Origin of the sequence: Mesorhizobium sp. ISC11 (genome assembly GCF_037162595.1) — a bacterium.
Lineage (GTDB): Bacteria > Pseudomonadota > Alphaproteobacteria > Rhizobiales > Rhizobiaceae > Mesorhizobium > Mesorhizobium ciceri.
In genome coordinates this window covers 3,325,419-3,350,187 of sequence record NZ_JAVSPW010000001.1, presented here as the reverse complement: position 1 = coordinate 3,350,187, position 24,769 = coordinate 3,325,419, and the positions used below count along the sequence as shown (strand labels likewise).

Annotated in this window: 18 protein-coding genes; 10 read left to right on the top strand and 8 right to left on the bottom strand. The window is 61.7% G+C overall.

Annotated features, from left to right (window positions below):
* Nucleotides 1-49: 49 nt before the first annotated feature.
* From RPF88_RS16490 to RPF88_RS16455, 8 genes are all read right to left on the bottom strand, one after another.
* Nucleotides 50-1,549: a sugar ABC transporter ATP-binding protein gene (locus RPF88_RS16490; RefSeq protein ID WP_063167477.1), complete on the bottom strand. Its 1,500-nt coding sequence runs from the start codon at nucleotides 1,547-1,549 to the stop codon at nucleotides 50-52.
* Between the two features lie 3 nt (nucleotides 1,550-1,552).
* Nucleotides 1,553-2,647, bottom strand: a complete 1,095-nt coding sequence (locus RPF88_RS16485) for a hypothetical protein (RefSeq protein WP_063167478.1) — start codon at nucleotides 2,645-2,647, stop codon at nucleotides 1,553-1,555.
* Nucleotides 2,644-4,761, bottom strand: coding sequence for an ABC transporter permease (locus tag RPF88_RS16480; RefSeq protein ID WP_337122681.1), 2,118 nt, complete (start codon nucleotides 4,759-4,761; stop codon nucleotides 2,644-2,646). The genes RPF88_RS16485 and RPF88_RS16480 overlap by 4 nt, the downstream gene beginning before the upstream one ends.
* A gap of 12 nt (nucleotides 4,762-4,773) precedes the next feature.
* On the bottom strand, nucleotides 4,774-5,790 hold the full coding sequence (locus RPF88_RS16475; RefSeq protein WP_063167480.1) for a sugar ABC transporter substrate-binding protein: 1,017 nt from the start codon (nucleotides 5,788-5,790) through the stop codon (nucleotides 4,774-4,776).
* 33 nt (nucleotides 5,791-5,823) lie between these two features.
* Nucleotides 5,824-6,777, bottom strand: coding sequence for an ABC transporter permease (locus RPF88_RS16470; RefSeq protein ID WP_032809776.1), 954 nt, complete (start codon nucleotides 6,775-6,777; stop codon nucleotides 5,824-5,826).
* Nucleotides 6,778-7,170: 393 nt separating this feature from the next.
* Entirely contained in the window at nucleotides 7,171-7,995 is an 825-nt protein-coding gene (locus RPF88_RS16465; RefSeq protein ID WP_164753424.1) for an alpha/beta hydrolase, read from the bottom strand.
* A 10-nt stretch (nucleotides 7,996-8,005) separates the two neighbouring features.
* Nucleotides 8,006-9,487, bottom strand: a complete 1,482-nt coding sequence (locus RPF88_RS16460; RefSeq protein ID WP_337122680.1) for an NAD-dependent succinate-semialdehyde dehydrogenase — start codon at nucleotides 9,485-9,487, stop codon at nucleotides 8,006-8,008.
* A gap of 16 nt (nucleotides 9,488-9,503) precedes the next feature.
* Nucleotides 9,504-10,730: an iron-containing alcohol dehydrogenase gene (locus RPF88_RS16455; protein ID WP_024502418.1), complete on the bottom strand. Its 1,227-nt coding sequence runs from the start codon at nucleotides 10,728-10,730 to the stop codon at nucleotides 9,504-9,506.
* Between the two features lie 176 nt (nucleotides 10,731-10,906).
* Between RPF88_RS16455 and RPF88_RS16450 the strand changes: the two genes are divergently transcribed.
* From RPF88_RS16450 to RPF88_RS16405, 10 genes are all read left to right on the top strand, one after another.
* The gene (locus tag RPF88_RS16450) at nucleotides 10,907-11,608 is read left to right on the top strand and encodes a GntR family transcriptional regulator (RefSeq protein WP_013533133.1); all 702 of its coding nucleotides are present in this window, start codon (nucleotides 10,907-10,909) and stop codon (nucleotides 11,606-11,608) included.
* An 11-nt stretch (nucleotides 11,609-11,619) separates the two neighbouring features.
* Nucleotides 11,620-13,212: a sugar ABC transporter ATP-binding protein gene (locus RPF88_RS16445; RefSeq protein ID WP_063167483.1), complete on the top strand. Its 1,593-nt coding sequence runs from the start codon at nucleotides 11,620-11,622 to the stop codon at nucleotides 13,210-13,212.
* Nucleotides 13,200-14,198 carry an ABC transporter permease gene (locus RPF88_RS16440; protein ID WP_024502420.1) on the top strand — a complete coding sequence of 333 codons (999 nt, stop codon included), beginning with the start codon at nucleotides 13,200-13,202 and terminating at the stop codon, nucleotides 14,196-14,198. The genes RPF88_RS16445 and RPF88_RS16440 overlap by 13 nt, the downstream gene beginning before the upstream one ends.
* Nucleotides 14,199-14,252: 54 nt before the next feature.
* On the top strand, nucleotides 14,253-15,203 hold the full coding sequence (locus RPF88_RS16435) for a substrate-binding domain-containing protein (RefSeq protein ID WP_063167484.1): 951 nt from the start codon (nucleotides 14,253-14,255) through the stop codon (nucleotides 15,201-15,203).
* Between the two features lie 72 nt (nucleotides 15,204-15,275).
* The gene (locus tag RPF88_RS16430) at nucleotides 15,276-15,869 is read left to right on the top strand and encodes a DJ-1/PfpI family protein (RefSeq protein WP_013533129.1); all 594 of its coding nucleotides are present in this window, start codon (nucleotides 15,276-15,278) and stop codon (nucleotides 15,867-15,869) included.
* A gap of 1,444 nt (nucleotides 15,870-17,313) precedes the next feature.
* Nucleotides 17,314-19,908 (top strand): AMP-binding protein, encoded by a 2,595-nt coding sequence (locus tag RPF88_RS16425; RefSeq protein ID WP_337122679.1) that lies wholly within the window; start codon nucleotides 17,314-17,316, stop codon nucleotides 19,906-19,908.
* Nucleotides 19,908-20,888, top strand: coding sequence for an NAD(+) synthase (gene nadE, locus RPF88_RS16420; protein WP_272482884.1), 981 nt, complete (start codon nucleotides 19,908-19,910; stop codon nucleotides 20,886-20,888). Before RPF88_RS16425 ends, nadE begins: the two co-directional genes overlap by 1 nt.
* Nucleotides 20,889-20,891: 3 nt before the next feature.
* On the top strand, nucleotides 20,892-22,913 hold the full coding sequence (gene asnB, locus RPF88_RS16415) for an asparagine synthase (glutamine-hydrolyzing) (RefSeq protein WP_063167487.1): 2,022 nt from the start codon (nucleotides 20,892-20,894) through the stop codon (nucleotides 22,911-22,913).
* The gene (locus RPF88_RS16410) at nucleotides 22,910-24,463 is read left to right on the top strand and encodes a class I adenylate-forming enzyme family protein (RefSeq protein WP_063167488.1); all 1,554 of its coding nucleotides are present in this window, start codon (nucleotides 22,910-22,912) and stop codon (nucleotides 24,461-24,463) included. Before asnB ends, RPF88_RS16410 begins: the two co-directional genes overlap by 4 nt.
* Before the next feature lie 39 nt (nucleotides 24,464-24,502).
* Nucleotides 24,503-24,769 carry an acyl carrier protein gene (locus RPF88_RS16405; protein WP_013533122.1) on the top strand — a complete coding sequence of 89 codons (267 nt, stop codon included), beginning with the start codon at nucleotides 24,503-24,505 and terminating at the stop codon, nucleotides 24,767-24,769.

The following is a 24,769-nucleotide window of genomic DNA, read 5'->3' as shown; positions in this document are numbered from 1 at the left end:
GACATTGGTCCTGGCTTGGCCGGCAAAAGTGTCTCTCTTGTCGAGCCGCTCAATGAACCGCGGCGAACATGACGCGTTCCTCGGTGGCCTCCGAAAGCATCATCTCCTCGACCACGCGGCCGCGCTTGACCACCAGAATGCGATCCGAAACGGCGAGAATTTCAGGCAGGTAGGACGAGATGACAACGACGGCCATGCCTTGCTCAGCGAGATCGCTGATGAGCTGGTGGATCTCGACGATGGCGCCGACGTCGACCCCGCGTGTCGGCTCGTCGAAGATCACCAGCCTCGGCTTCTGAATCAGCGATTTGGCGATCACGACCTTTTGCTGGTTACCGCCGGAGAGCTCGATCATCCGGGCTCGGTCGCTGGTCTGCCGCAGGCTCAGACGTTCGCCCCATTCGCGGGCAAGTTGCCTGGCTCGCGCCAGCGACACCATGGAGACGGGATTGGCGCCCTCGGTCAGTTCACCCATTTGCAGGTTCTCGCCCGCGGTCATGGTTTCGAAGAAACCGTCGACCTTGCGATCCTCGGTGACATAGACGATGCCGTCGCGCACCGCAGGCCTGGGCACCCGATAGCGCACCGACTTGCCGAGCAGGCGGATCTCGCCGCCGTGGAAGATGTTGCGCTTCAACAGTCCGGCGACGACCTTGGCCATTTCGGTGCGGCCGGCGCCGACAAGGCCGAACATGCCGGTGACCTGGCCTGAAAACACCGAGAAGGAAGAGTTGCGCACCAGGCCGGCGCAGGACAGATTCTCGACCGAAAGCACCTTGTCGCCATAGGGGCGCGCCGTGCGCTTGACCTCGCCATGCAGCGTTTCGGTGAGCGTGCGGCCGACCATGGCCTGCACGATCGAGGCGCGGGTGAAGCCCTTGGCCTCGCCGGACGCGACGATCTCGCCATCGCGCATGACCGTGATGCGGTTGGCGACGGCAAGCGCCTCTTCCAGCGCATGGGTGATGAAGATGACGGCGATGCCCTCCTTCACCAGCCGCTGCAAAAGTTTGAAGAAGTGGCTCTTCTCTTCAGGCGTCAGCGTCGCGGTCGGCTCGTCGAAGATGATGACGCGGGCCTTGTGGTGGACGGCGCGCGCGATCTCCACCATCTGCTTGTGCGCCGCGCCCAGCGTGCTGACCTGCGCGGACGGGTCGACCTGGAAGCCCATGCCGGCGAGGAACTGCCGCGCCTGAATGTAGAGGCCGCGCAACCGGTTGAACATCTTCTCTTCGCCGAGATAGAGATTCTGCGCCACGGTCATGGCCGGCACCAGGTTGGTTTCCTGGAACACCATGGCGATGCCGGCGCGCAGCGCTTCGGCGGGCGTGGCGAAGGACACATCCTTGCCGTCGAAGGTCATCTTGCCCTCGGTCAGCTTGAAGACACCGGCCATGACCTTGGTCAGCGTCGACTTGCCGGCGCCGTTTTCGCCGAGCAGCGCGTGGATTTCTCCTTTGCGCAGGTCGAAATTGACATTCTTGAAGGCCGGAATGCGCGCGAATGCCTTGGCGGCATTCCTGAGTTCAATGATGTTGGCGTCCGACATCGCTTAGCCTCGCTTGCCGCTGGCGGCGCTCGCCACGCGCACGATCCTCGATCCGCCGCGCGAGGCGACCAGCAGATCATCGCCCAGCTCGCAGGCGCTCAGCGTCCCGTGCACCTTGCCGTCTGCGCGCGAATGGAAACTCGACAGCGGCTTCATGTTCTCGTCGCAAAGAACCACCAGCCCGTAGGACCTTGTCACCGCGTATGGCTTCAGCACGTTCATCTGCTTCAACTGGCTGCCTTGCATGGGCTCGCGATAGTCGCGCCATGAGCCGAGCGACGGCGCCATCCAGTAGGCCTCCGGGACTTCCGCCAGCATGCGGGTGCGGTAGGTCTCCTCGCGCAGGATGAACTCCACCAGTTGGTTGCGCACGGAATAGAAGGTCAGCCAATAGCCGGCGTTGAAGGCCGGGGCGATGCGGGCGGGGTAGGCCGGCAGATGCTCCAGCACGGGCAGCGTCGCCGTGGTGGCAAGGTCGATCGCCAGCACGCGGTGGCGCCAGGCCTCCGAAACGTAGATGCGGTTGGAGCCGGTGGTGGCGATGCCGGCCGGCCAGGCCAAGCCGTCCCTGACAAGCTCCAGCCGGCCGTTTTTTAGATCGAGCCGCCAGACCGAACCGGACACGCTCTTCTGCATCAGGTCGCGACGCCAACTGCTCGCCGGCACTGAGGCCGAACCGTTGGCCACCAGCAAGGTGTTGCTGTCGAGGAAGGTGAGAGCGGTGATGCAGGAGAGGCGCCGAGCCTCCTCACCCGTCGCCTCGCGCCCGTCATGCAGGCCGCCGTGGACGACGACGCCCTTGCCGTCGATGGCCATCGCGGTCATGCCGCGGGCATGGGCGAGTGCGGTGATCTCGCCCGGAAATTCCTGCAAGGTTTCGGCATGGCCGTCGGCGCTAAAGCGCATCAGCCGGTTGGCGCTGCTTGCCAGAATGCCCTTTTCGGTGCGTACGAGATTGTCGGCCTCGGCGAGGCCGGCGAACGGCTCGGCTTCCTCCAGTCCTTGGTTGGGCAGCAACGGCCCGTCGAGCGTCGGCACGGTCACTGCCCACTCGCCACGGCCGAGAAAGCGGTCAAGAAGCTGGCTCAAACCGCTCATGGCTTTTTGCCCCAGTAGGAATCCGAGCTGAACCAGTCGGGATCGACGCCTTTCAAGGGCAAGGTGCCCATGCGGTTGTTGAAGATGCCGCAGAGATAGAGGATGCCCTTGTGCTCGCGCATCGAGGTGATCATCGGATGCTTCTCGCCGGCCTGGTCCCACAGGCTTTCGAGGATCTGGCCGTTCTCGTCGAAGCGCAGCACGCAGCCGGTGTTGAGATTGGGCATCAGCCACGCGTCTTCCGATACGCGCCGCGCCATGCGACGGCGGAAGCTCGGCATTTCAAGCGAGAGATCCAAGGCCGGCGTGCGCATGCCCATCAGGGCCAGCCAGTAGGTACCGTCGGAGGCGCGGTTGATGTTGTCGGGATAGCCGGGCAAGCCCTCGATGACGCGCTCGACCTGGCCTTTCTTCGGGCCATCGAAATAGTAGCGGCTGATGCGGCAGGCCCAGCTTTCGGCGAACAGCACCGACTGGCCGTCGAAGGCCGTGCAGATGCCATTGGGGAAGACGAGGTTCGACAGCAGTGTGCGTGTCGAACCGGATTTGGGATCATGGACGATGATGCGTCCGTTGCCGCGGCTTTCCAGCGCGTCGGCATACCAGTCATGCATTTCGAAGCGCACTGTCGCTTCCGAGAAGACGATACGGCCGTCCGGCAGGATGTCGCAGTCGTCGGCGAGCTTCATGGTCGAGTCGTCGACCACCGAGGTCAGTGAGCGGTTGGTTTCGGCGGTCAGCAGCTTTACGTCGCCGGCCGGCGAGACCTGATAGAGGCCCATGCCAGCGACGCAGATGACGAGGTTGTCGTCGCGGTCGAAAGCCATGCCGAGCGGCGAGCCGCCAATATGTGCGAACACTTCGCTATCGGTGTAATGGGGCGGCTGGAAGCGCAGGATCTCGCCCTGGCGGCTGCCGGTGTAGAGACGGTCCTGCCGGTCGAAGATCACATCCTCCGCGCCATCGAGAACGCCGAGGCCGATGACGCCGACGTCCTTCAACCGGTCATTCACCGCCATTGGCGCGCCGGGCGCGGTCGAGATCGCCTGCGGCATCTTGGCGAAGGTTGGCGAGATGTAGACGCTGCGCAGGATCTTGTGGCGGTTCTTCACCCAGCGAACGTCGAGAAGCACCGACAAAAGCAGCACGATGCCGAGGATCAGGAAATTGACCGGGCCGGGCACGGCCAGCGCAAGCAGACTGTTCGACAGGACAAGCACGAAGACGGTGCCCATCAGCGCCTTGGCGACCGAGCCGCGCCCGCCGCCTAGCGAGATGCCGCCGAGCACGGTCGCGGTCAACACCTGCAGTTCGAGACCGGTGCCGATGTCGGAAGCGGCACTGCCGATGCGGGCCGAGAAGAAGAAGCCGGAGAGCGCCACCAGTACCGAGCACAAGACATAGGCGCTGAACAAGATGAAGCGCACTTTGATGCCGGCATTGTAGGCAGAGCGGCGCGCGCCGCCGACCGCGAACAGCCGCCAGCCATAGCGGGCGCGCGACAGCACGAGATGGATGATCAGCGCGATGACGACGAACACCACAAAGGACGTCGGCACGCCCCAGATCGTACCGAAACCAAGAAAATCATAGGCTGGCGAGTCCGGACCGCTGGTGACGATCCGGGTCGAGACCTGGGGAAAGACGATGTCGAAGGTCGAGCGGTAGATGATGAGCGTCACCAGCGTGGTGAGAAACGCCCGCATGCGCAGAAAGCCAACCAGGAAGCCGTTGATGGCGCCGCAGACGACGCCGAGGCCCAGGCACGCCAACAGGCCGGTACCAAAGCTCCACTGCTCGACATTCATCCCATAGAGCGTGACCAGCACGGCGAGCGCGAAGGTCGACCCGACAGACAGATCGATGCCGCCTGACACCATGACGATGGTCATGCCGAGCACCACAAGGCCAAGCTCGGCGGTCTGGCCGCTGAGATTGGTCAGCGTCGCCAGATCGAAGAAGCCCGGCACGATCGAGCCGAAGATCGCGCACAAAATCACCAGCGCCGTGAAGGGGATGACGCTGTCGATCCACTTCTTGGTCAGGATCTCCCCGACCACGTGGTCGGGGAGCAGGCGGTAGCGCCAGCGCACAAGGCTTTCAGCCATGCTCATCAAGGAAGTCCGTTACTTGAGCTCGTCCAGCTTCCAGCAATTCCTGCCGGTCGCATTGGCCTTGTCGACGCGGGTGATCGGGCCGAAGAAGATGGTCTTCTCGCTGCCCGCCTGCCGGCCGGGCTGCTGCAGCAGCTCGGAAATCTGTTGTGCTGCGATCTCGGCCTGGATCGGGGCATTAAAGTTGAAGATCACGTCGAGCAGCCCGTTCTTGATGCTCTCGCAGCCCGTGGCGCTGCCCGCGCCATTGGTGACGATCGTCACCTGGTCCTGCTTGCCGGCGGCCACGACGGCGGCACCGGCGCCGACCTCAGCATTATCCCAGATGCCCATGATGCCGCACAGGTCCGGATGCTGCTGGAGGACCGTCTCGGTGATCTGGCGGGCCTCTTCGCTCATGTAATCGGCCGGCTGGTCGGAGACGAGCTGCAGCTCGGGATTGGCCTTCAGCACCTCGTCGATGCCGGTGCGCATGTAGATGTTGGCGGCACCCGTCTGGACGCCGGCGAGCCAGACCACCTTGTGCGAGACGGCATTGGGCCCGGTGCAGTGCTTGGCCAGTTCGCCCATTTCGAGACGGCCCATTTCGATCCAGTCGTTGCCGACATAACTGTCCGTCTGGGTGGCCGACTGCATGTTGACTTGCAGCACCTTGATGCCGGCCGCCTGCGCCTGTTTCAACAGGCGTGCGTAGGTCTGGACGTCGGGGTTCTGCACGATGATCAGGTCCGGCTTCTCGGCGATGGCGCCCTGCATGGCGCGAATGCCGGCATTGGTGTCGCCGGAGGGATCGCGCACTTCGAGGCTGAAGCCGTAGCGAGCGGCGTGACGCTGCCACACCACCACCCAGGCCTGGTTGAGGTCCATGCCCTGCGAGATTGGCACGAAGATGACCTTCTTGCCCTTGAGCGCCTCGAGATAGGTAGAGCGGCCGACCTGATCGGTTTCCTGCGCCGTGGCGATTTTCGCCGCGCCCAGCAGCGCCAGCGCTGTCATGCCCGCGAGCAGGCAGTTCTTGAACAACTTCATGGTATCCTCCCAGATTTATGTCTCGGTTCTTGTTCAGATGTCGCCGCTTTGCGAGGTCTGCTCGTCGCGCGGATTGATGATGGCGTCGATCGCCAGCGCGCCCAGCAGGATCACGCTCTTGATCAGGTTCTGGCTGGTGTAGCTGAAGTTCAGGATCGTCATGCCGTTGGTCAGGATGCCGACCAGGATGGTGCCGACGATGACGTTGCGTACGCCGCCCTGGCCACCGGAGAGGCCGATGCCGCCCAGCACGACCACCAGCAGCACGTCATAGATCAGGCTGGAATTGTAGAGGCGCGTGTCGATGCCGGTGACCAGCCCCAGCATGATGATGCCGGCGATATAGGCAATGAGGGCGCTGATGACATATTGCGTCACGATGATCGGGCGCGTCGGCAGCCCGGTCGTGCGGGCCGCGTTCGGGTTGTCGCCAGTAGCATAGACCAGCCGGCCGAAGCGGGTCTTCCTCAGGAAAAAGCCCATGAGCGCGGCCACCGCCGCGAAGATGATCACCGACATCGGGATGCCGAGGATGGTTCCGTTGCCGACGAATTTCAGCCAGCCGATATCGGAGGGGGCATAGAGCACGTCGGACGCAAAGACGATGCGGCCAGAGCCGTAGACCGAGGACGCGATGGCAAGGGTGGCGAAGATCGGCGGAATTTCGGCCACCGCCACCATGACGCCGGTGAACAGGCCGATGGCCGCGACCAGGATGGCCCCGAAGACGACGGCCAGCGTGAAGTCGACGCCCCAGGTGGAGATCCAAATACTGAAGGCGACGCCGACGACCATCACCGCCACCATGGTCAGGTCGATGCCGCGCCCAACGACGATGAGCCCCATGCCGACGGCCAGCGTGCCCAGGATCGAGACATTCTTGAGAATGGCAAGGATGTTGCCTTGGCTCAGGAAATTGTTGAGCGTCGCCGAGAACACCAGGAAGAGGACGGCCGAGATCGCGCCGACGACGAGTTCCTGGGACATTTTGATGCCCAAGCGCGCGGTGTCGGATTTGCCCGAACCAGCCAAGTCAATTCCTCCCTCGCTGCCGGTTTGAACCAGCGGCGTGCCAAAGCGGCCTTGCCCCAGGGCTTTGCCGCGACGACGTTCCTCCACAGCCCTAAGCCGGCTGCTTGCGTAAAGACCATCGCGGCTCAGGGCGGCAGGGGCAATTTCGATTTTCTGATGCGCTGTGCAGTTCGTCAGTGTGGAAAAAGAGGATGAGGAATCGTCGGTTGTGTGCTCTGCCGGATTTCACCTGTCGCAAAGCTCAGCCCGATGCCGGCAGCGTGCCGCGATCCCCGTGACGGTACTTTCCTGAGTGACGGGAATGTCAAGTAAGGCACAAGCGGGCCCTGCTCTCCCTGGGTTTCCGTCCTACAGGCCGTTTCCATCGATCATCGCCATCAGGCAATCGCCAGCTTGTGTGCCGCTGATGCCCAGATCACGCACGCTGTTCATGTGGTTTCGGTCATTCAGGCGGAGGTCGCTGACAGGGTGCCCCTGCGCGCGCAAGCGCTTTCCGAAGTCGGCGGCCTGCTGGTGAAAAGGTGACGTTTCCTGATCTCCGACGAGAATGGTCGCTGCCGTCTCCGGGTCATGCCACCGCGTCATTGGGGTGAAAGCAGCTGCCTCCTCATCGGTGATGCCGATTAACGGCTGGAGGAAGGAGGTCTGAAGGGGCTTGAGGTCGTAAAGGCCGCCTAGCAGCAGCGCCGCACGTATGCGCGACGGCATGGGCGCCTTTTCGAACAGGAATGTGGCCAGGTGCGCACCCGCCGAATGACCACTTACGCTTAGCCGGGCAGGGTCGCCGCCATGGGCGGCTATATTGTCCAGCACCCATTGTTTGGCACGCCGGATCTGGTCGACGATTGCCGCCATCCTGAATTCGGGCATCAGCGCATAGTCGACGATGACCGCGACCGCCCCAGCTTTGGTGACTGTGTTCGCTACATAAGAATAGTCGCTCCTGGAGAACATGCGCCAGTAGCCACCATGGATGAAGATGTGCACGGGAAGATCCCTGCGCACACCGGGCGGAAAGAACAGGTCCAGCCTTTCGGCCTCGCCCTCGCCATAGGCGATACCCGCCGACATCGGCAGGGTCGCCCGGGTTTCGGCGCTGCGAGTCACTATGTCGGTCACGATATCATCAAAATCGGCCACATGGTCGCGCGTGCGGAAAGGGTCCTTTGACATGACTGCCGGTTCAGAAGGTGACGGCAATATATTTAGCCTCCATGAACTCGGCGATGCCGTGGTGCTGGCCGCCTTCGCGGCCAAGGCCGCTCTGCTTGACGCCTCCGAATGGTGCGGCCGGATCCGACATCAGTCCCCGGTTGAGGCCGATCATGCCGGCCTCGATCCCCGACGCCACCCGCATGCCGCGCCCAACATCGCGTGTGTATATATAAGCGGCCAGGCCATATTCCGTGTTGTTAGCATGGGCGATGGCCTCGGCCTCGGTGTCGAAGCGTGTGATAGGTGCCACCGGGCCGAAAATCTCCTCGTGCGCCATCTCCGCATCCGGCGGCACCTCGGACAGCACTGTTGGCGGATAGAAGAATCCTTCTTCCTCCGAAATCGCCCCGCCGCAAAGCACCTTGGCTCCCCGGCCCACCGCGTCCTTGACCAGGCGATCGATCTTGTCGACAGCCTTTCTGGTGATCATCGGCCCGCACTCGGTGTCGGCATTCGGGCCCGCCCCCACCTTAAGTGCCGCCATGCGCTTGCGGAGCCCGTCGGCAAAAGCATCATAGATTCCCGATTGCACATAGAGGCGATTGGCGGCGGTGCAGGCTTCGCCGGCGTTGCGCATCTTGGCGATCATCGCGCCATCGAGGGCGGCGTCGAGATCGGCATCGTCGAAGACGACAAACGGGGCATTGCCGCCGAGTTCCATAGAACACGAAATGACATGCTTTGAAGCCTCGCCGAGCAAGGTTCGGCCGACACCCGTCGACCCCGTGAAGGACAGCTTCCTGACCCGCGGATCGGCAAGCATGGCCGAAGTCAGCGACCCGGGACTGGTCGTGGTCAGCACGTTGACGACGCCGGCAGGCACGCCGGCTTCGCTGTAGAGTGCCGCCAGCGCATAGGCCGTCAGTGGTGTTTCGCTGGCCGGCTTCAGGACGACAGTGCAGCCTGCCGCCAGCGCCGGCGCGATCTTGCGGGTCGCCATCGCGGCCGGAAAATTCCACGGTGTGATCAGCACGCAAATTCCGATCGGCTCATAATCGACCACGATCCGGTTGGTGCCGGATGGCGCGGTGCCGAATTCACCGGTGATCCGGACCGCCTCTTCGGCATTCCAGCGGAAGAACTCGGCGGCATAAGCCACTTCGCCGCGCGCGTCGCGCAGCGCCTTGCCGTTCTCCAGCGAGATCAGCATGGCGAGCGTTTCGGAGCGTTCGACCATCAGTTCGAAACAGCGCCTGAGGATTTCCGAGCGTTTGCGCGGCGCAGTTTCCCGCCATCTCCTAGCTGCTTTGGCCGCCGCCTCGACGGCGGCGGTGGCGTCCTCGACCGTCGCATCGGGAACCGCCGCGATCACCGCCCCGGAGGAGGGATCGACGACATCGATGAGCCGACCGTCGGAGGACGACCGCCAAGTGCCGTCGATGTAGAGTCCGTGCGAAAAACCGCGCACGTCATAGCCATCCTGGTCGAGTTGCTGAGTGTTCAAATTCATCGCTTTGTTCCGTTTCTCACATAACGCAGGCGGCGAGGTCGCCGTCATGGGCGGCCTGGACGAGACGTCGCATCGTGCCGAGATCGAACGCACGCGGATTGTTCTTGATCAGGCGGTCGATGCCGAGCGCTTGCTCGGCGGTCCAGTCAAGCTTATCGGCAGGGAGGCCCAGATCCGCCAGTGTCGGCGTAATACCGATCGCCGCGAACAATCGCCTGATCTCCTCGATCGTGGCGGCTGCCATCTCGTCGGCGGTTCGCGCCTTGGCCTCCAAGCCAAGTGCCGCGCCGATCTCTGCCATCTCGTGAGCGGCGACGCGGCTGTTATAGGTCATCACGTAAGGCATCATTGTGGCCACGCCCAAACCATGGGCGGTGTGGGTGAGGGCGCCTGCCGGGTATTGCACGGCATGCGCCGCCGCCGTGCCGGCGGTGCCGAACGCGCAGCCCGCCGCCAGAGCGCCCATCATGACATCGGCACGCGCGTCGGCATCCGTGCCGTCGCTGCAGGCTTTCTCCAGACTCCGGCCAAGCAGCTTTATCGCGAGCAACGCGAAATGGTCTGTCAGCGCAGTCTTGCCGATGAAGACATGCTGTTGCGGCAGATTGGGATCTTCACCGCGCCGCATGGCGGTGAAGGCCTCAATCGCATGGGTCAAAGCGTCGGCGCCGGCGATCGCGGTCAGGCCAGGCGGACAGGTCATTGTCAGCTCGGGATCGCACAGAGCGACCGCGGCGATAAGGTGAGGGCTCGATATGCCGACCTTGAGCGTCCGGTCCGGGTCGGAAATCACCGCGACCGGCGTCACCTCGGAGCCGGTGCCGGCCGTGGTGGGTACGGCGATCAGCGGCAGTGTCTGACCCGGCACCTTGAACTCCCCGTAATAGTCCTGGAGCTTGCCGCCATGGCTGAGCAGCAGGGTGGCGCATTTGGCGAAATCGAGACAGCTGCCGCCGCCGATGCCGATCACCATATCCGGCCCGAACCCCTTCGCTTCCTCGACGCAGATGCCGACCGTATCGCGTGGCACGTCGGGCAGAACACGATCATGCACCAGGACCTCGATCGAGGCTGACTGAAGGGACTTGATAATGTCGGCGAATACCGTTGTGCCCGCGAAACGCTCGTCGGTGCAGACCAGCGCGCGTCGGCCGAACCGGGCGGCGACCGTCGGCAGCACATGGCGTTGCCCCTTCCCGAACAGGATTTCACGCGGCAACCGCAGGGCGGCGAAGAGGGTCATGATTGTTCCTTTGACGGCTGCTGACTGGAAACGGAGGCATTGAACTCGGTCTGGATCGGACGGTTTAAGAGTGTGTCTCTCGCACTTAAAAGATATCCGCTTTAAAATCGTATAGGATATAGGATTGCATCCGCGGAACCATCGTGTTAGCAGTCCTCACTGTCAAGAGGCAAAATATGCAGACCGCAAACTTACCCGACCCAAGCGACGCCAGCATTGGAGCTGGTCGCATCCAGCGCGCCAACAGTCTCGTCGAAGATGTCTATGAAGCCATCTTCGCGCAGTTGATGGCGCTGAAGATCCCCCCCGGCTCGCGCATCACAGTCGACAGCTTGGTCAAGGAATTCAACGTCTCGCACACGCCGATCCGGGAAGCCCTCGGACGGCTCGAAGGCGAAGGCCTGGTGCTCAAGACGCATCTGATCGGTTATCGTGCCGCGCCCCAGATCACCCGGCGCCGTTTCGACGAATTATACGAGATGCGTCTGCTGCTCGAGCCGCATGGCGCCGCAAAGGCCGCCGCAACGATGGACGACGCCAAGCTCGATCTGTTGCTCGAAGCTGCCGGCGTGATGTCACGCCGCGAAGGCAAGGATGATCGCGTGCGCTATTCGAATTTCGCCAGACAGGATGCGATCTTCCACGACAAGATCATGGAGTTTTCTCAAAACGAACTCATCCGTGAGACGTTGAGCCACCAGCACACGCACTTCCACATCTTCCGCCTGATGTTCCATGCACGCGTGACCGAGGAGGCGCTTGACGAACACGAGGCGATCCTTGCCGCGTTCGGCTCGGCCGATCCCGATGCCGCCGAAAAGGCGATGCGCATCCATATCGAGCACTCGCGCGATCGCCTGCTCCCGGCATTCGATTGAGGTCGGAACGGATGTCCATTGCCGCGAATATCGCCGGGGAGGGCGGGAGCACGTTGTCCAGCGAAGCGCCTGGTTCGCTTGAACCGGTGCTGCGCGCCCAGGAATTGTCCAAGCAATACGGCCCAGTGACGGTGCTGTCGGACGTCACCCTGGACGTCCTGCCGGGAGAGATCCATGCCATCATTGGCGAGAACGGTGCCGGCAAGTCGACGTTGATGCGGCTGCTGTCCGGCTATGTCGAGCCAAGCCACGGCACGTTGTCGATGAACGGACACGCGGTGAAATTTGCCAAGCCTGCCCAAGCACAGGATGCCGGTATCGCTTTGGTTCATCAGGAGATCCTGCTCGCCGAGGGGCTCACGGTCACCGACAATCTGTTTCTTGGGCGAGAGCTTTCGCGTGGCCATGTCGTGGATGACCGCACCATGCGCCGGCTGGCAACCGAGAAACTGGCGCAGATCGGCTGCGCGGTCTCGCCAAGGGCACTGGTGCGCGACGTTTCGCTGGCAGACCGGCAGATGGTGCAGATCGCTCGCGCCCTGCTTGACGACCACAAGGTGGTTATCTTCGACGAGCCGACCGCCGTTCTGACCGGTGGCGAGGTCGAGCGCCTGCTGGAGATCGTCCTGCAACTCAAGGCTCACGGCACCGCCGTGCTCTATATCAGCCACCGGTTGGATGAGGTGCAGCGGGTCGCAGACAAAGTGACCGTTCTGCGCGACGGCAAGATGGTCGGCACCTATCCCGGCAAGACGCTGAGCCAGATGGACATGGCGCGGCTGATGGTCGGGCGCGAACTGGCAGCGCTCTATCCTGAGAGAACCGCAGCGCCTTCGGATGTACCGATGCTGAGCGTGAGGAACGCCTCCGTTCCCGGCTATGTGGAGGACGTGTCGTTCACGGTCCACAAGGGCGAGATCCTGGGGTTCGCCGGTATGGTCGGCGCAGGCCGAACCGAACTCTTCGAGGGCATTATCGGCTTGCGCCCGGCAGTTGCCAAGATCGAACTTGAGGGCAAGTCGGTCCATTTCCAATCGCCGCGCGCGGCGATCGACGCCGGCGTCGGTTACCTGACCGAGGATCGCAAGGGCAAGGGACTGCTGCTGCAAGAGCACTTGGCGCCTAACCTGACGCTGTCGGCGCTCGATGTGTTCCATCCCGGCCTCTCGATGGGTCGGCGCCGCGAAGCGCAAGCCCTGGAACAGGCCGTGGAGACATATGACATCAGGCTGAAGAGCCTCGGCGCCAAAGCGGCCCAGCTTTCCGGGGGCAATCAGCAGAAGCTGCTGCTGGCGAAGGTGCTGCTGACCGATCCTTCGGTGGTCATTATCGACGAGCCCACGCGTGGCATCGACATCGCCAACAAGGCGCAGATCTATGCCTTCATCCAGGAGCTTGTGGCCAAGGGCAAGGCCTGCATCGTCATCTCTTCGGAGATGCAGGAATTGATCGGCATCTGCGACCGCATCCTGGTGATGCGCGAAGGCCGCATCACCGGCGAGGTCAGTGGCGCCGAAATGACCGAAAGCAATGTGGCGGTACTGGCGACCAGTGGCCCCAAGCCAGGGCCAAAAGCCAAGGGAGGCACAAAATGGCTGTCATGAGCGAATCCGCACCCAGGCGTCGCCCCCTCGATCTCAACATCAGTTGGACCGATATCGGGCCTTTTCTTGCGCTGGCAGCTCTGCTGGTGGCCGGTTACCTCATCAACCCCGATTTCCTGTCCGCCACCAACCTCGCCAACGTCATCACCCGCAGCGCCTTCATCGCCATTATCGCGGTCGGCGCGACATTTGTGATCTCGTCGGGGGGGCTCGATCTTTCCGTCGGCTCGATGGCCGCCTTCATCACCGGCATCACCATCATGTTCATGAACGCGGTGGCGCCGCATGCCGGCATCTGGGCTATTCCCGCCGGTATGGCGGTTGCGATCCTGGTCGGCCTCCTGTGCGGGCTTGCCAACGGGCTCATCGTCACGGTCGGCAGGATCGAACCGTTTATCGCCACGCTGGGCACGATGGGGATTTTCCGGGCGCTGATAACCTATCTGACCGATGGCGGCACGATACCGATCGACAGGTCGTTGCGCGAGGCCTACCGGCCTGTCTATTTCGGCACGGTCGGCGGGATCCCGGTTCCAATCCTCATATCCGTCGCAGTCGCCGCGGTCGCATCCTTCATCCTTTACAAGATGAAATATGGGCGCAAATGTGCGGCGGTCGGCGCCAATGAGGATGTCGCCCGTTATTCCGGCATCTCGGTGATCAGGACACGGACCGTGGCCTATATCGTCCAGGGTGTCTGTGTGGCGATTGCCGCGATCTGCTACGTGCCGCGCCTGGGCGCCGCAACGCCGACAACCGGACAGCTTTGGGAACTGCAGGTCATCACCGCCGTGGTGATTGGCGGCACCGCATTGCGCGGCGGCAAGGGCCATGTGTGGGGGACAGTCGCCGGCGCCGTCATCCTGGAACTCATCGCCAATCTCATGGTGCTCTCGGACTTCGTCTCCGAATACCTCGTTGCCGCTGTTCAAGGCGTCATCATCATCATCGCCATGCTCATCCAGCGGTTTTCGAATTCGAAATAGCGCCGCGTCCGGACCACGCGGATTAACGTTCTTGTAGGTCCAAGGGAGAAGACAATGTTCAGTAGAAAATGGATTGCGGCAGCGACACTTGGCGCGCTGCTGCTGGCCGGCCAGGCCATGGCGCAAGACAAGAAGGTCATCGCGGTGTCGATACCGGCCGCTGACCACGGTTGGACAGCGGGCATCGTCTACCACGCACAAGCGGCGGCCAAGGAAATCAACGCCGCGTTCCCGAACGTCGAAGTGGTCGTGAAGACGTCGCCGTCCGCGGCGGAGCAGGTCAGCGCGCTTGAGGACCTGTCGGCCAGCCGCAAGCTGGATGCTCTGGTGATCCTGCCTTACAGCTCGGAAGAGCTGACCCAGCCGGTCAACGCTATCAAGGACATGGGCACGTTCATCACCGTCGTCGATCGGGGTCTGACTGACGCCTCCGTCCAGGATCTCTACCTCGCCGGCGACAATATCGCGGTTGGCACCAACACCGCCAAGTTCATGATCGACAAGCTTGGCGGCAAGGGCGACGTCGTTGTGTTGCGCGGCATTCCGACCGTCATCGACGACGAGCGCATCAAGGGCTTCCAGGACACGATCAAAGGCACTGATCTGAAAGTCCTCGACATCCAGTACGCGCATTGGAACAGCGACGAAGCCTTCAAGCTGATGCAGGACTATCTGGCCAAGTACCCGCATATCGATGCGGTGTGGGCCAATGACGACGACATGCTGCTTGGCGTGCTCGAGGCGGTCAAGCAGTCGGGGCGGACCGACATCAAGCTTGCGCTCGGTGGCAACGGCATGAAGGACATCGTCAAGAAAGTGATCGACGGCGACGCCATGACGCCGGTCGAGACGCCATACCCGCCGTCGATGATCAAGACCGCGATCTACATGACAGTCGCCAACCTGATCGGCCAGGCACCCGTCCGTGGCACCGTCAAGCTCGACGCGCCGTTGATCACCCAGGCCAACGCCAAGGAATATTACTTTCCGGATTCGCCATTCTGACCCTATCCGATTTCACAGAAAGGCAGGCGCAGTCTGCGCCTTGCCTAGCTCAAAACACTGAGAGGAAGAACCATGCCAGGCAAAAAGATACTGATGCTGACCGGTGAGTTCACCGAAGAATACGAAATCTTTGTCTATCAGCAAGCGATGGAAGCCGTCGGTCACACCATCCACGTGGTATGCCCGGACAAGAACGCCGGAGATCTGATCAAGACCTCGCTGCACGACTTCGAGGGCGACCAGACCTACACCGAAAAGCTCGGCCATTATGCGCTGATCAACAAGACTTTCTCGGAAGCCGAGAGGCAGCTCGATCAGTATCATGCCGTCTACTGCGCGGGCGGCCGCGGCCCGGAATACATCCGCACCGACAAGCGCGTGCAGGCGATCGTGCGCCATTTCCACGAGGCCAAGAAGCCAATCTTCACCATCTGCCACGGCGTGCAGATCCTGATCGCTGTCGACGGCGTGGTGCGCGGCAAGAAGGTCGCGGCACTCGGCGCCTGCGAGCCGGAGGTGACACTGGCGGGTGGCACCTATATCGACCTGTCGCCGACCGAGGCCTATGTGGACGGGACAATGGTTTCGGCCAAAGGTTGGACGGCGCTTGCTGCGTTCATCCGCGAATGTCTGAAGGTGCTGGGAACGGAAATCCGCCACGCATAAACTTCTGGAACCGACGCATTCGCCAAGGGATGCGTCGGTTCCCTTCAACAGCGCTTCCATATCCATCAACTCGGTCGGGATCGCGGCTTCCGAGCTACGATATAGGCGAGACACTTAAGTATTGCCGCCTGTTGCGCCGCTTTTCGTCCTGCCTGTTCCACTGGTGCTGTTCGACAGGGTCGGCGCGCGGCGTTGTTTCAGCATCCGGATAGGCCGTGTCGTCGACCGTGCGGCCCCGTCGTCCCCCCGAGGCCACCTCGCTCCGGGCTTGCTCATTCGGATTGCAAGCTGCTGACATCAGTCAACGCCTGCAACGGCGCTACGCCACCGGAAATCGGGGTGCGCTTGAGTTCAGGCCCGCGTCAGTAAATCTGGCATCGCGGATAATCCAATAATCTCCCGGCGTCCGGGGCTGGTCATCGGCCTGACGAAAAGAACGGCGTCACGGCGTCCAGGAACGATTTCGGCCGGCTGTCGTTGCCTAACATTAGGTATCCCTTATGGACTTTGCGAAATGCCGCTGTGTCAGAATCTATGCCCTCTTGAAATGACGTTCAAATGTCCTCGCTGCGGATTGGCTTTGCTGAAACCCGGGCGCTGGTTCCAGGTTGCGTCCAAATATCGCTGCGAGGGCTGTCACAGCGAAATCCGGATTACGTATCCCGACAAGATTGCACTTTTCCAGAAGTATGCGGATTCGCAGGGCGAGGTCCATCTCCCCCAAAGCATAGCTCAGTCCTGACCAGTCGTTCAGCGGCTAGGCCACGGTCCTGCCAGGAGGGCAGGCGATCTGAAGGCTGACTTCCGGCGGTAGGGTTGCCTGTAGCATGGAACGAAATCCGTTCCCTGCGGTTGGAGTTGTCCAGCTACACGCGATTGAACCGGCCTTGCCCCACAGTCAGGAGCAGTGATGCAAACATACCTGGTGGAACAAATGGAGGGGGATGACGTGGTCGCGGCGAGTAACGTCAATGCGTCCAGCCCGTTCACGGCGGCGACTATGTCAACGGGACGCCAGGTTACCCTGCGGACTTGGGAAAACAATTGGGTTCGTGTAACGGATGAGCTTGGAGGGGAAGTGTTCGCATACTGCTTCGTTTCAAGTACTGGCAAAGCGGATAGCAGCGCGCAGCCCGACACCTCTGTAAGGTAAGGTAGTCCCGCAGCCCGGGCGGGCGCAGGCTGGCCTCTTCATCTTCGAATAATTCAAGCGATTAAGACCGTCTCACGCATCATCCGAATGATTGATGAAAAGATCATGCCGCGGAGCGATAAGCGGCAACAATCCTAGCGTGGGGCCCTTATGTCTCTGGCGCATTTAGAATCTTCGAGGGCGATTCAAACGGTGCAGGCTGACTACCAAGCGGTGGTCCCTTGCCGATGGCTAAAAGCTCCCGATCATGCTCTTGACCATGGCGGGCCTGTTCTACGTCTGCATCAACGGATGGGAACTGGCTTCGCCGACGTTCCTGTCTTTGATCACCTGAGGGAGATCGCCGGGCGTTATTCCGAAAAATTAGCCGCCAGCGACGGCACCAATCGACTGACCTATTCCGAGCTTTTTCGGGCGGTCGAGGCATTGGCCGGCTGGATTGAAGCCGTCGTTCCCGACGGAAATGCGGTTGGAATACTTCAGGCCAACTCGGTCTGGTACACCGTTGCGATGCTGGCCAGCATGGCATCCGGTCGGCCGTCAGTGCCGCTTAACGTGCGAGATCCGGACTCGCGCATCAACGAAATCGTCGCCGACGCGAGGCTCTCCGCCATAATTGGCGACAAAGGCCTCCACGGCCTTGATCTGACCCAGCACGTTGCCTGGATCGATATGGCGCAATCATTGCAGGCAACGCCCCATCCAGCCGCACACCGTGTGGTTTCTGTCGATGCACCGGCAATCGTGCTTTATACCTCCGGCAGCACGGGCCGCCCCAAGGGGATTGTCAACAGCCAGCGGAACTTGCTGTGCCGAGTGCAGCAATATGTCGATGCGTGCCACATCAATGCACAGGATGTATTCCTGCCTCTGACCGGCCCGGCAACCATCGCCGGCTGTCGGGAAATTCTTGCCGCTCTGCTCACGGGTGCCACGTTGCAGCTTGTGGAGGTTGAAGCCGTCGGCCTGCGCGCGGTTCGCGGCCGCATGCAATCCGAAGGCGTGACGATCACCTATCTGGTGCCGGCATTGCTTCGCGCTCTCTTGGCGGATGAACCCGCGGACGCCTTTGGTTCGCTCAGAGTTGCCCGAATTGGAGGCGAGAAGGTATCTTCGGCCGACATCCGCCTCGTGCGCAAGGCTGTCCCGCCAAATTGCCTGGTGCAGATCGGCTATTCATCGACGGAAACGACGGGATCGCAGTGGTTCTTGCCGCACGATTGGCCGGAATTCGATTCTTCGGCTCCCGTCGGCTGGCTGCTTCCGGGAATCAGCTTCGCAGTGGTCGATGAAGAGGGTTACCCGGTTCAGCCCGGCAAGATCGGAGAACTGTTGATCAGAAGCCCGTATGTCGCGCTTGGACATTGGGAAAACGGGGCCGTTGTTCCGTTTGAAGTAGACCCCGACGACCAGACGCTTCGCATCTTTGCGACGGGCGATCTTGTGCAAATCGGGAGTGACGGCCTGCTGCGGATCATAGGCCGCAAAGGGCGCCAGATAAAGGTCAATGGGCGGCGCGTTGAGCCGGCCGAACTCGAACGGGTGCTGCGTGGCGCGCCGTCGGTGAAGGATGCCGTGGTTATCGTCACCCCGGCGAATGAACTGGTTGCATTCGCCGTACCGCACAGCGGAGCGGGAGCCAGTTTTTGCGACGAGCTGCGCCAACTTGCCAGGACAAAATTGCCGCCGGCGCTTTGCCCGTTGCGACTCCATGCAAGCGCCGAGATACCGCGACTGCCCAGCGGAAAGATCGATATGACAACGCTGGCTGCAATTGACCTTTCGGTTCGGGAAACCACGCCCCCACCGCAAATACCCCATGCGGGACATGAAGTTCCTGCTCATCAGATCGTACGGCGTGCCTGGACCAAGGTCCTCAAGACGCGGGTCGCCCTGGGCTGTTGGGATGAAGCGGGGGGAGATTCGCTGAAGCTGCTGCACTGCGTCATGGAAATCGAAAGCGCGATCGGGCAGGAGCTCGGATTGGAAGCCTTCACGGTTGGAATGAGCTTCGATGAGATGGTTGCAGCGGTCATTTCTGCTCAAGGAGGCGGCGAGCACGCGCCCGCTTGGAAACACGAGCCTCCGCTGCTTTTCCTTTTCCCCGGGTCGGTCGGCTATGGTCCGAGCCTTGCTTCGTTCGCATCGGCAATAAGCAAGGTCGCCAGGGTGTCTCCCATCAGATATCCGGCCCTGGGCATGATCCTGCAAGGTCAGAACACCGTCGCCGCAATGGTCGAAGCTGCAATCGATCATATCAACCGCGTACAGCCGACCGGCTGTGTTCGCCTGCTTGGTCACTCGCTCGGAGGAGCGGTTGCTTTTGAGGTTGCCGCGCGTCTGCTTGATCAAGGGCGAGCGGTAGCGTTCACGGGCATTCTGGATACCAGCCTGGTTGGCGAACGCAGCAAGCGTTGGGAGACGATTACCCGGACATTTCACCGGATCCGAACCAATCGTATATCGGCTAGTCGAGTGGCATGCCGCGCGCTTGCCAAGGTCGCGGTCAAAATGCACTGCGAATCCCGGCTTGCCAGCTTCCTCGATCGCTATGCCGAGGGTCAGTTCAACCCGACGAGCTTCAGAACCAAACTGGAACTGCAGGAAGTTCTGCGCGCGCGCGCCTTCTTCCAGTGGCTCACAGAACCCAGGCCGATACTGCCGATCACCGGCACCTTGTTCCGTTGCGCGCGGCCCGGAATGCCGCTTGCACTTGGGTGGGATCGGGCATTCGTCCATCTGGACGTCATTCCGATCGCCGGCACTCACATCGACATGGTCGTGGAGCCTCATCTGACCATCAATCGCCCGCTCATCGAAAACGCTGTGACTGAGACCTACTCTTCAATCGAGTCACAGAAACGGGAGGCAGTGTCATCGACCTGATCGGGGAATTCAGCAGCGGTGTGCTGGCGCTCGATGCCCGGCTGGAGATCGATCGCATCGTCGAGACCTTGCGCGAACAGGTTCTCGGCACACAACGGCGCCGCGGAGTGGTTGTCGGGCTCTCCGGAGGCATCGACAGTTCGGTCGTCGCAACGGTCTGCGCACGCGCGTTCGGCAGGGACAAGGTACTGGGCCTGTTCATGCCGGAGCGCGATTCATCCGGCGACTCGCTGAGGCTTGGCCGCAGCGTCGCCGGGCAGCTTGGCATCGACACAATCCTTGAAGATATCCAGCCGGCGCTCGAGGGCATCGGTGCCTACGCCCGACAGATGGAGGCCATCCGAACTGCCGTCCCTGGATATGGCGAAGGCTGGAAATGCAAGCTGGTCATGGCATCGGTGCTGGAGAGCAGCGGCCTTAATATCACGCGCCTCACCGTCGAGGATCCGGACGGAAAGATCGACACCGTGCGTCTTTCGCCGGCGGCTTACCTGCAGATCGTCGCTGCAACCAACTACAAGCAGCGGGTTCGCAAGATGACTGAATACTATCATGCGGACCGCCTCAACTATGCAGTGGCAGGCACGCCAAACCGGCTCGAATATGACCAAGGCTTCTTCGTCAAGCAGGGCGACGGCGTCGCCGACGTGATGCCGATCGTCCATCTCTACAAGACCCAGGTTTATCAGCTGGCGGAATATCTCGGGATTGACGAGGAGGTCCGAATGAGGCCGCCGACCACGGACACGTTTTCCATGGCGCAAACCCAGGAGGAGTTCTACTTCGCCTTGCCCTATCAGCTGATGGATTTGTGCCTCTACGGCATGAATCACGGAATTTCGGCCGGCGTGGTTGCCGCCGCCGCCGGCCTGACGGCCGAGCAGGTCGAGAAGGTCTATAAGGATATCGTCAGCAAACGCCGCGCCGCCCGCTACCTTCACGCACGGCCGCAGCTGTCCGCTGCGATGGACAGGGATTGACCCATGTGCGGCATCGCCGGAATTGTGGCGCTGAACGCGGCTGCGGAGCCTCCTTCACGAGCCGCGCTTCTACGAATGGCAGCCGCGCTCTCCCATCGAGGCCCGGACGAGAGCGGCGTTTACCGCGACAGGCGGGCGGGGCTGGCGCATACCCGTCTGTCGGTCATCGATCTCTCGACCGGACAGCAGCCCCTCGCCGACACCGGCGATACCACCTGGATCGTGTTCAACGGCGAGATCTTCAACTACATCGAGCTGCGTGAACAACTCACGGCGCTGGGGCATCGTTTCCGCACCCGCAGCGATACCGAGGTCATCGTGCACGCCTACCGCGCCTGGGGCGTGGCCGCGTTCGAGAGGCTAAACGGGCAGTGGGCACTCGCCATCTGGGATTCGCTGACAGGCCGCCTCGTCCTGTCGCGCGACCGGTTCGGCATCTGCCCGCTGCATTTGTGCGAACATGCTGGCCGCCTTCACTTCGCCAGCGAAGTGAAGGCCATTTTCGCAGCCGACCCGGCGATACCGCGGGCCTTCGATCCGGCGGGGATAGACCAGACTTTCACGCTGTGGACGGTCGTACCGCCGCAAGGCGTATTTCAGGGAGTGAAGGAACTTACCCCCGGCCATGTACGCATCTACGACAATGGCAGCGTTCGTGAGCACGCTTTCTGGAAACCTTGCTATCCCGAGATCGCGGACCAGGCCCATGGCACCTTCACCGGCTCACTGGACGATGCGGTGGACGAAGTGCGTAGCGCCTTGCAGGCCGCGACGGCGCTTAGAATGGTCAAGGCGGATGTGCCGGTTGGCTGCTACCTTTCCGGCGGGCTCGACAGCTCACTTGTCGCCATGCTCGGTAGGCGCTTCGCCGGCGCGCCATTCCAGACCTTCTCGTTGCGTTTTGCTGACGCCGAATATGATGAAACCCGTTACCAGCGGCTGGTTGCAAGTGCGAGCGGCGGCGAGCACCACGAGGTGATGGTTTCGCGCGGTGATATTGCCGAGGTTTTCCCAGATGTGATCCGTCACGCCGAGTGTCCGATTCTCAGGACCGCGCCGGCGCCGTTGTTCCTTCTCTCGAGGCTGGTGCGCGAACATGGCATCAAGGTCGTCCTGACCGGCGAGGGCGCCGACGAGATGTTTGCCGGCTACGACCTGTTCCGTGAAGGCAAGGTCCGCCGTTTCTGGGGGCGGCAGCCCGCATCCGCCCGACGCGCGCGACTGCTGGAACGGCTCTACCCCTATCTGAGCCGGTCGCCCGTCAAGCAGCAGGCGATGGCGCGCCAGTTCTTCGGACACGGTATCCATGCATTTGGCGCGCCCGGCTTCGCGCATGACACCCGCTGGCGCACCACCAGCGCCATCAAACGGCTGTTCTCGGCCGACATGCATGCCGAAGCGGCGCGTCACGACGTGGTGGCGGACCTGCTTGGCCACCTGCCCGAAGAGTTTCCACGATGGGGTCCTCTCGCGCAGGACCAGTATCTTGAGATCAGGACGCTGATGTCGGGCTACCTGCTCTCCTCGCAGGGTGACAGGATGCTGATGGCCCATTCTGTCGAGGGGCGCTTCCCGTTCCTGGACGACAGGCTCGTGGCGTTGGCGAATTCGCTCCCGCCCGACTACAAGCTGCGCATTCTGGATGAGAAACACGTGCTGAAGCGTGTGGCGAAATCGATCGTGCCCGCGGAAGTCGTGGCCCGCAAGAAGCAACCCTACCGGGCGCCCAACGCACTTTGCTTCACGGGCGATGGCGCACCCGCCTATGTCCGCGAAGCACTCTCCGAGACTGCCCTGCGCGCGGCGAATGTCTTTGATCCGAACTCGGTCGCGCGCCTGCTGGACAAATGCGCTGCCAAGACCGGCGATGGGGATCTGTCCAACTCGGACAACATGGCGTTGGTCGGCGTGCTGTCGACGCAGCTCCTCCATCAGCAGTTTGTCGCTAGCCGCCCATCGAGCGCGCATGCGGTCGACCTCAGGATAGACGTCGATCACCTGCACAGGGAAGAGGTGCTGGTATGATGCATGGCGCCGTACCTCTGCTGGACGATTACCTCAGCCATTCGGCCGAACGGCTCGGCGACAAGATAGCGCTGGTGTGCGGCGAGCACCGGCTCACCTATGACGAGCTTGAGACACGCTCCAGCGCGGTCGCCCGTCATCTCGTCACGTCCGGGGTCGCCCCCGGTGACCGCGTTATGATCTTCGCCGACAACACCGTCGAGACCGTGGTCAGCTTCTGGGCGGTTCTCAAGGCGAGCGCCGTTGTGTGCGTCGTCAATCCGCTCACCAAGAGCGACAAGCTGGGGTATTTGCTCAACGATTGCCTTCCGGCAGCATTGATCACCGACAAACATTTGCAGCCGGTCTTTGCTGAGCCGGCGCGTAACTGTCCGTCGCTGCGGCGGCTCATCGTCTCCGGTCAGGTGGACGACGCCGAGCTCCGGGGATTGCCGCATGCCGTGCGCTGGGATGAGGCGGCTGCCGGCCACGGCAAAGCGCCGCCCCGCCGCCGCATCGATATCGATCTCGCAGCCATCATCTACACGTCGGGCTCGACCGGCGAACCCAAAGGCGTGATGCTGACACACAGGAACATGATGACAGCCTGCACGTCTATCGCCTCGTACCTTGAGCTTGGCGAAGACGACGTGATCCTCAATGTCTTGCCCCTGGCCTTCGACTACGGCCTCTATCAGATGATAATGGCATTCCGTACCGGGGCGCGGTTGGTCCTCGAGCGCTCGTTTGCCTTCCCCGCACAGATACTTGCGATCATCGAAAGGGAGAGAGTTACAGGCTTTCCCGGCGTGCCGACCATCTTTGCCGCGCTGTCGGATCTCAGGACGCTGAAGGCAAATGATTTTGCAAGCATAAGGTATGTCACGAATACGGCGGCAGCCCTGCCGCTTAAGCACATTCGCCTGCTCCAGGAACTGTTTGCCGCCGCCCGCATCTATTCGATGTACGGCCTGACCGAATGCAAACGCTGCACCTATCTTCCGCCGGACGATCTTGCCCGAAAACCGTTGAGCGTGGGGATCGCCATCCCGAACACCGAAATGTGGATTGTCGATGAGGATGACCGAAGGGTTGGTCCCAATGTCGTCGGCCAGTTGGTCATCCGCGGGGCAACGGTCATGAAGGGCTACTGGGGTAAGCCGGAGGCTACCGCGAAGAAGCTCAAGCCAGGTCCTTTGCCCGGCGAGCAGGTTCTGTACACCGGCGACTACTGCCGAATGGACGAGGAAGGCTACCTCTATTTTGTCGGCCGCAGCGATGAGATCATAAAATCGCGGGGAGAAAAGGTGGCGCCTAGGGAAGTCGAAAACGTGCTGATGGAAATCCCGGGAGTACGGGAAGCCGCGGTTGTCGGAGTACCTGATGACCTGCTGGGGCAAGCAGTGAAAGCGTTTGTCGTCATGGAGCAAGGAACGATCATGGGCGAAAAGCAGCTGCGGATGGAATGTCAGAAGCGATTGGAAAACTTCATGATTCCGAAGTCCATCCAAATTGTGTCCAGTCTGCCGATGACGGACACGGGCAAGCTCAAGAAAATGGCGCTGTCATAAAGCAATTTACGGAAATTATTTGGATCGGAGGCCAATTCAATGCTGAGCACGAACAACAGAATTGACACCTACAGCGATCAAATCCGCGCCTTTCTGGCGTCAAACTTCTACGTAGCCGACCCGCGTGCGCTGGAAGTTGAAACGTCGTTGCTCGATCAGGGCATCATAGACTCGACTGGAGTGCTTGAAGTTATCGGATTCGTCGAGGAGACATTCGGCATCACTGTCGAGGACAGTGAACTTCTGCCGGAGAATTTCGATTCCATCCAGGGAATTGCACGTTACGTGGTCAGCAAGGAAAACTGA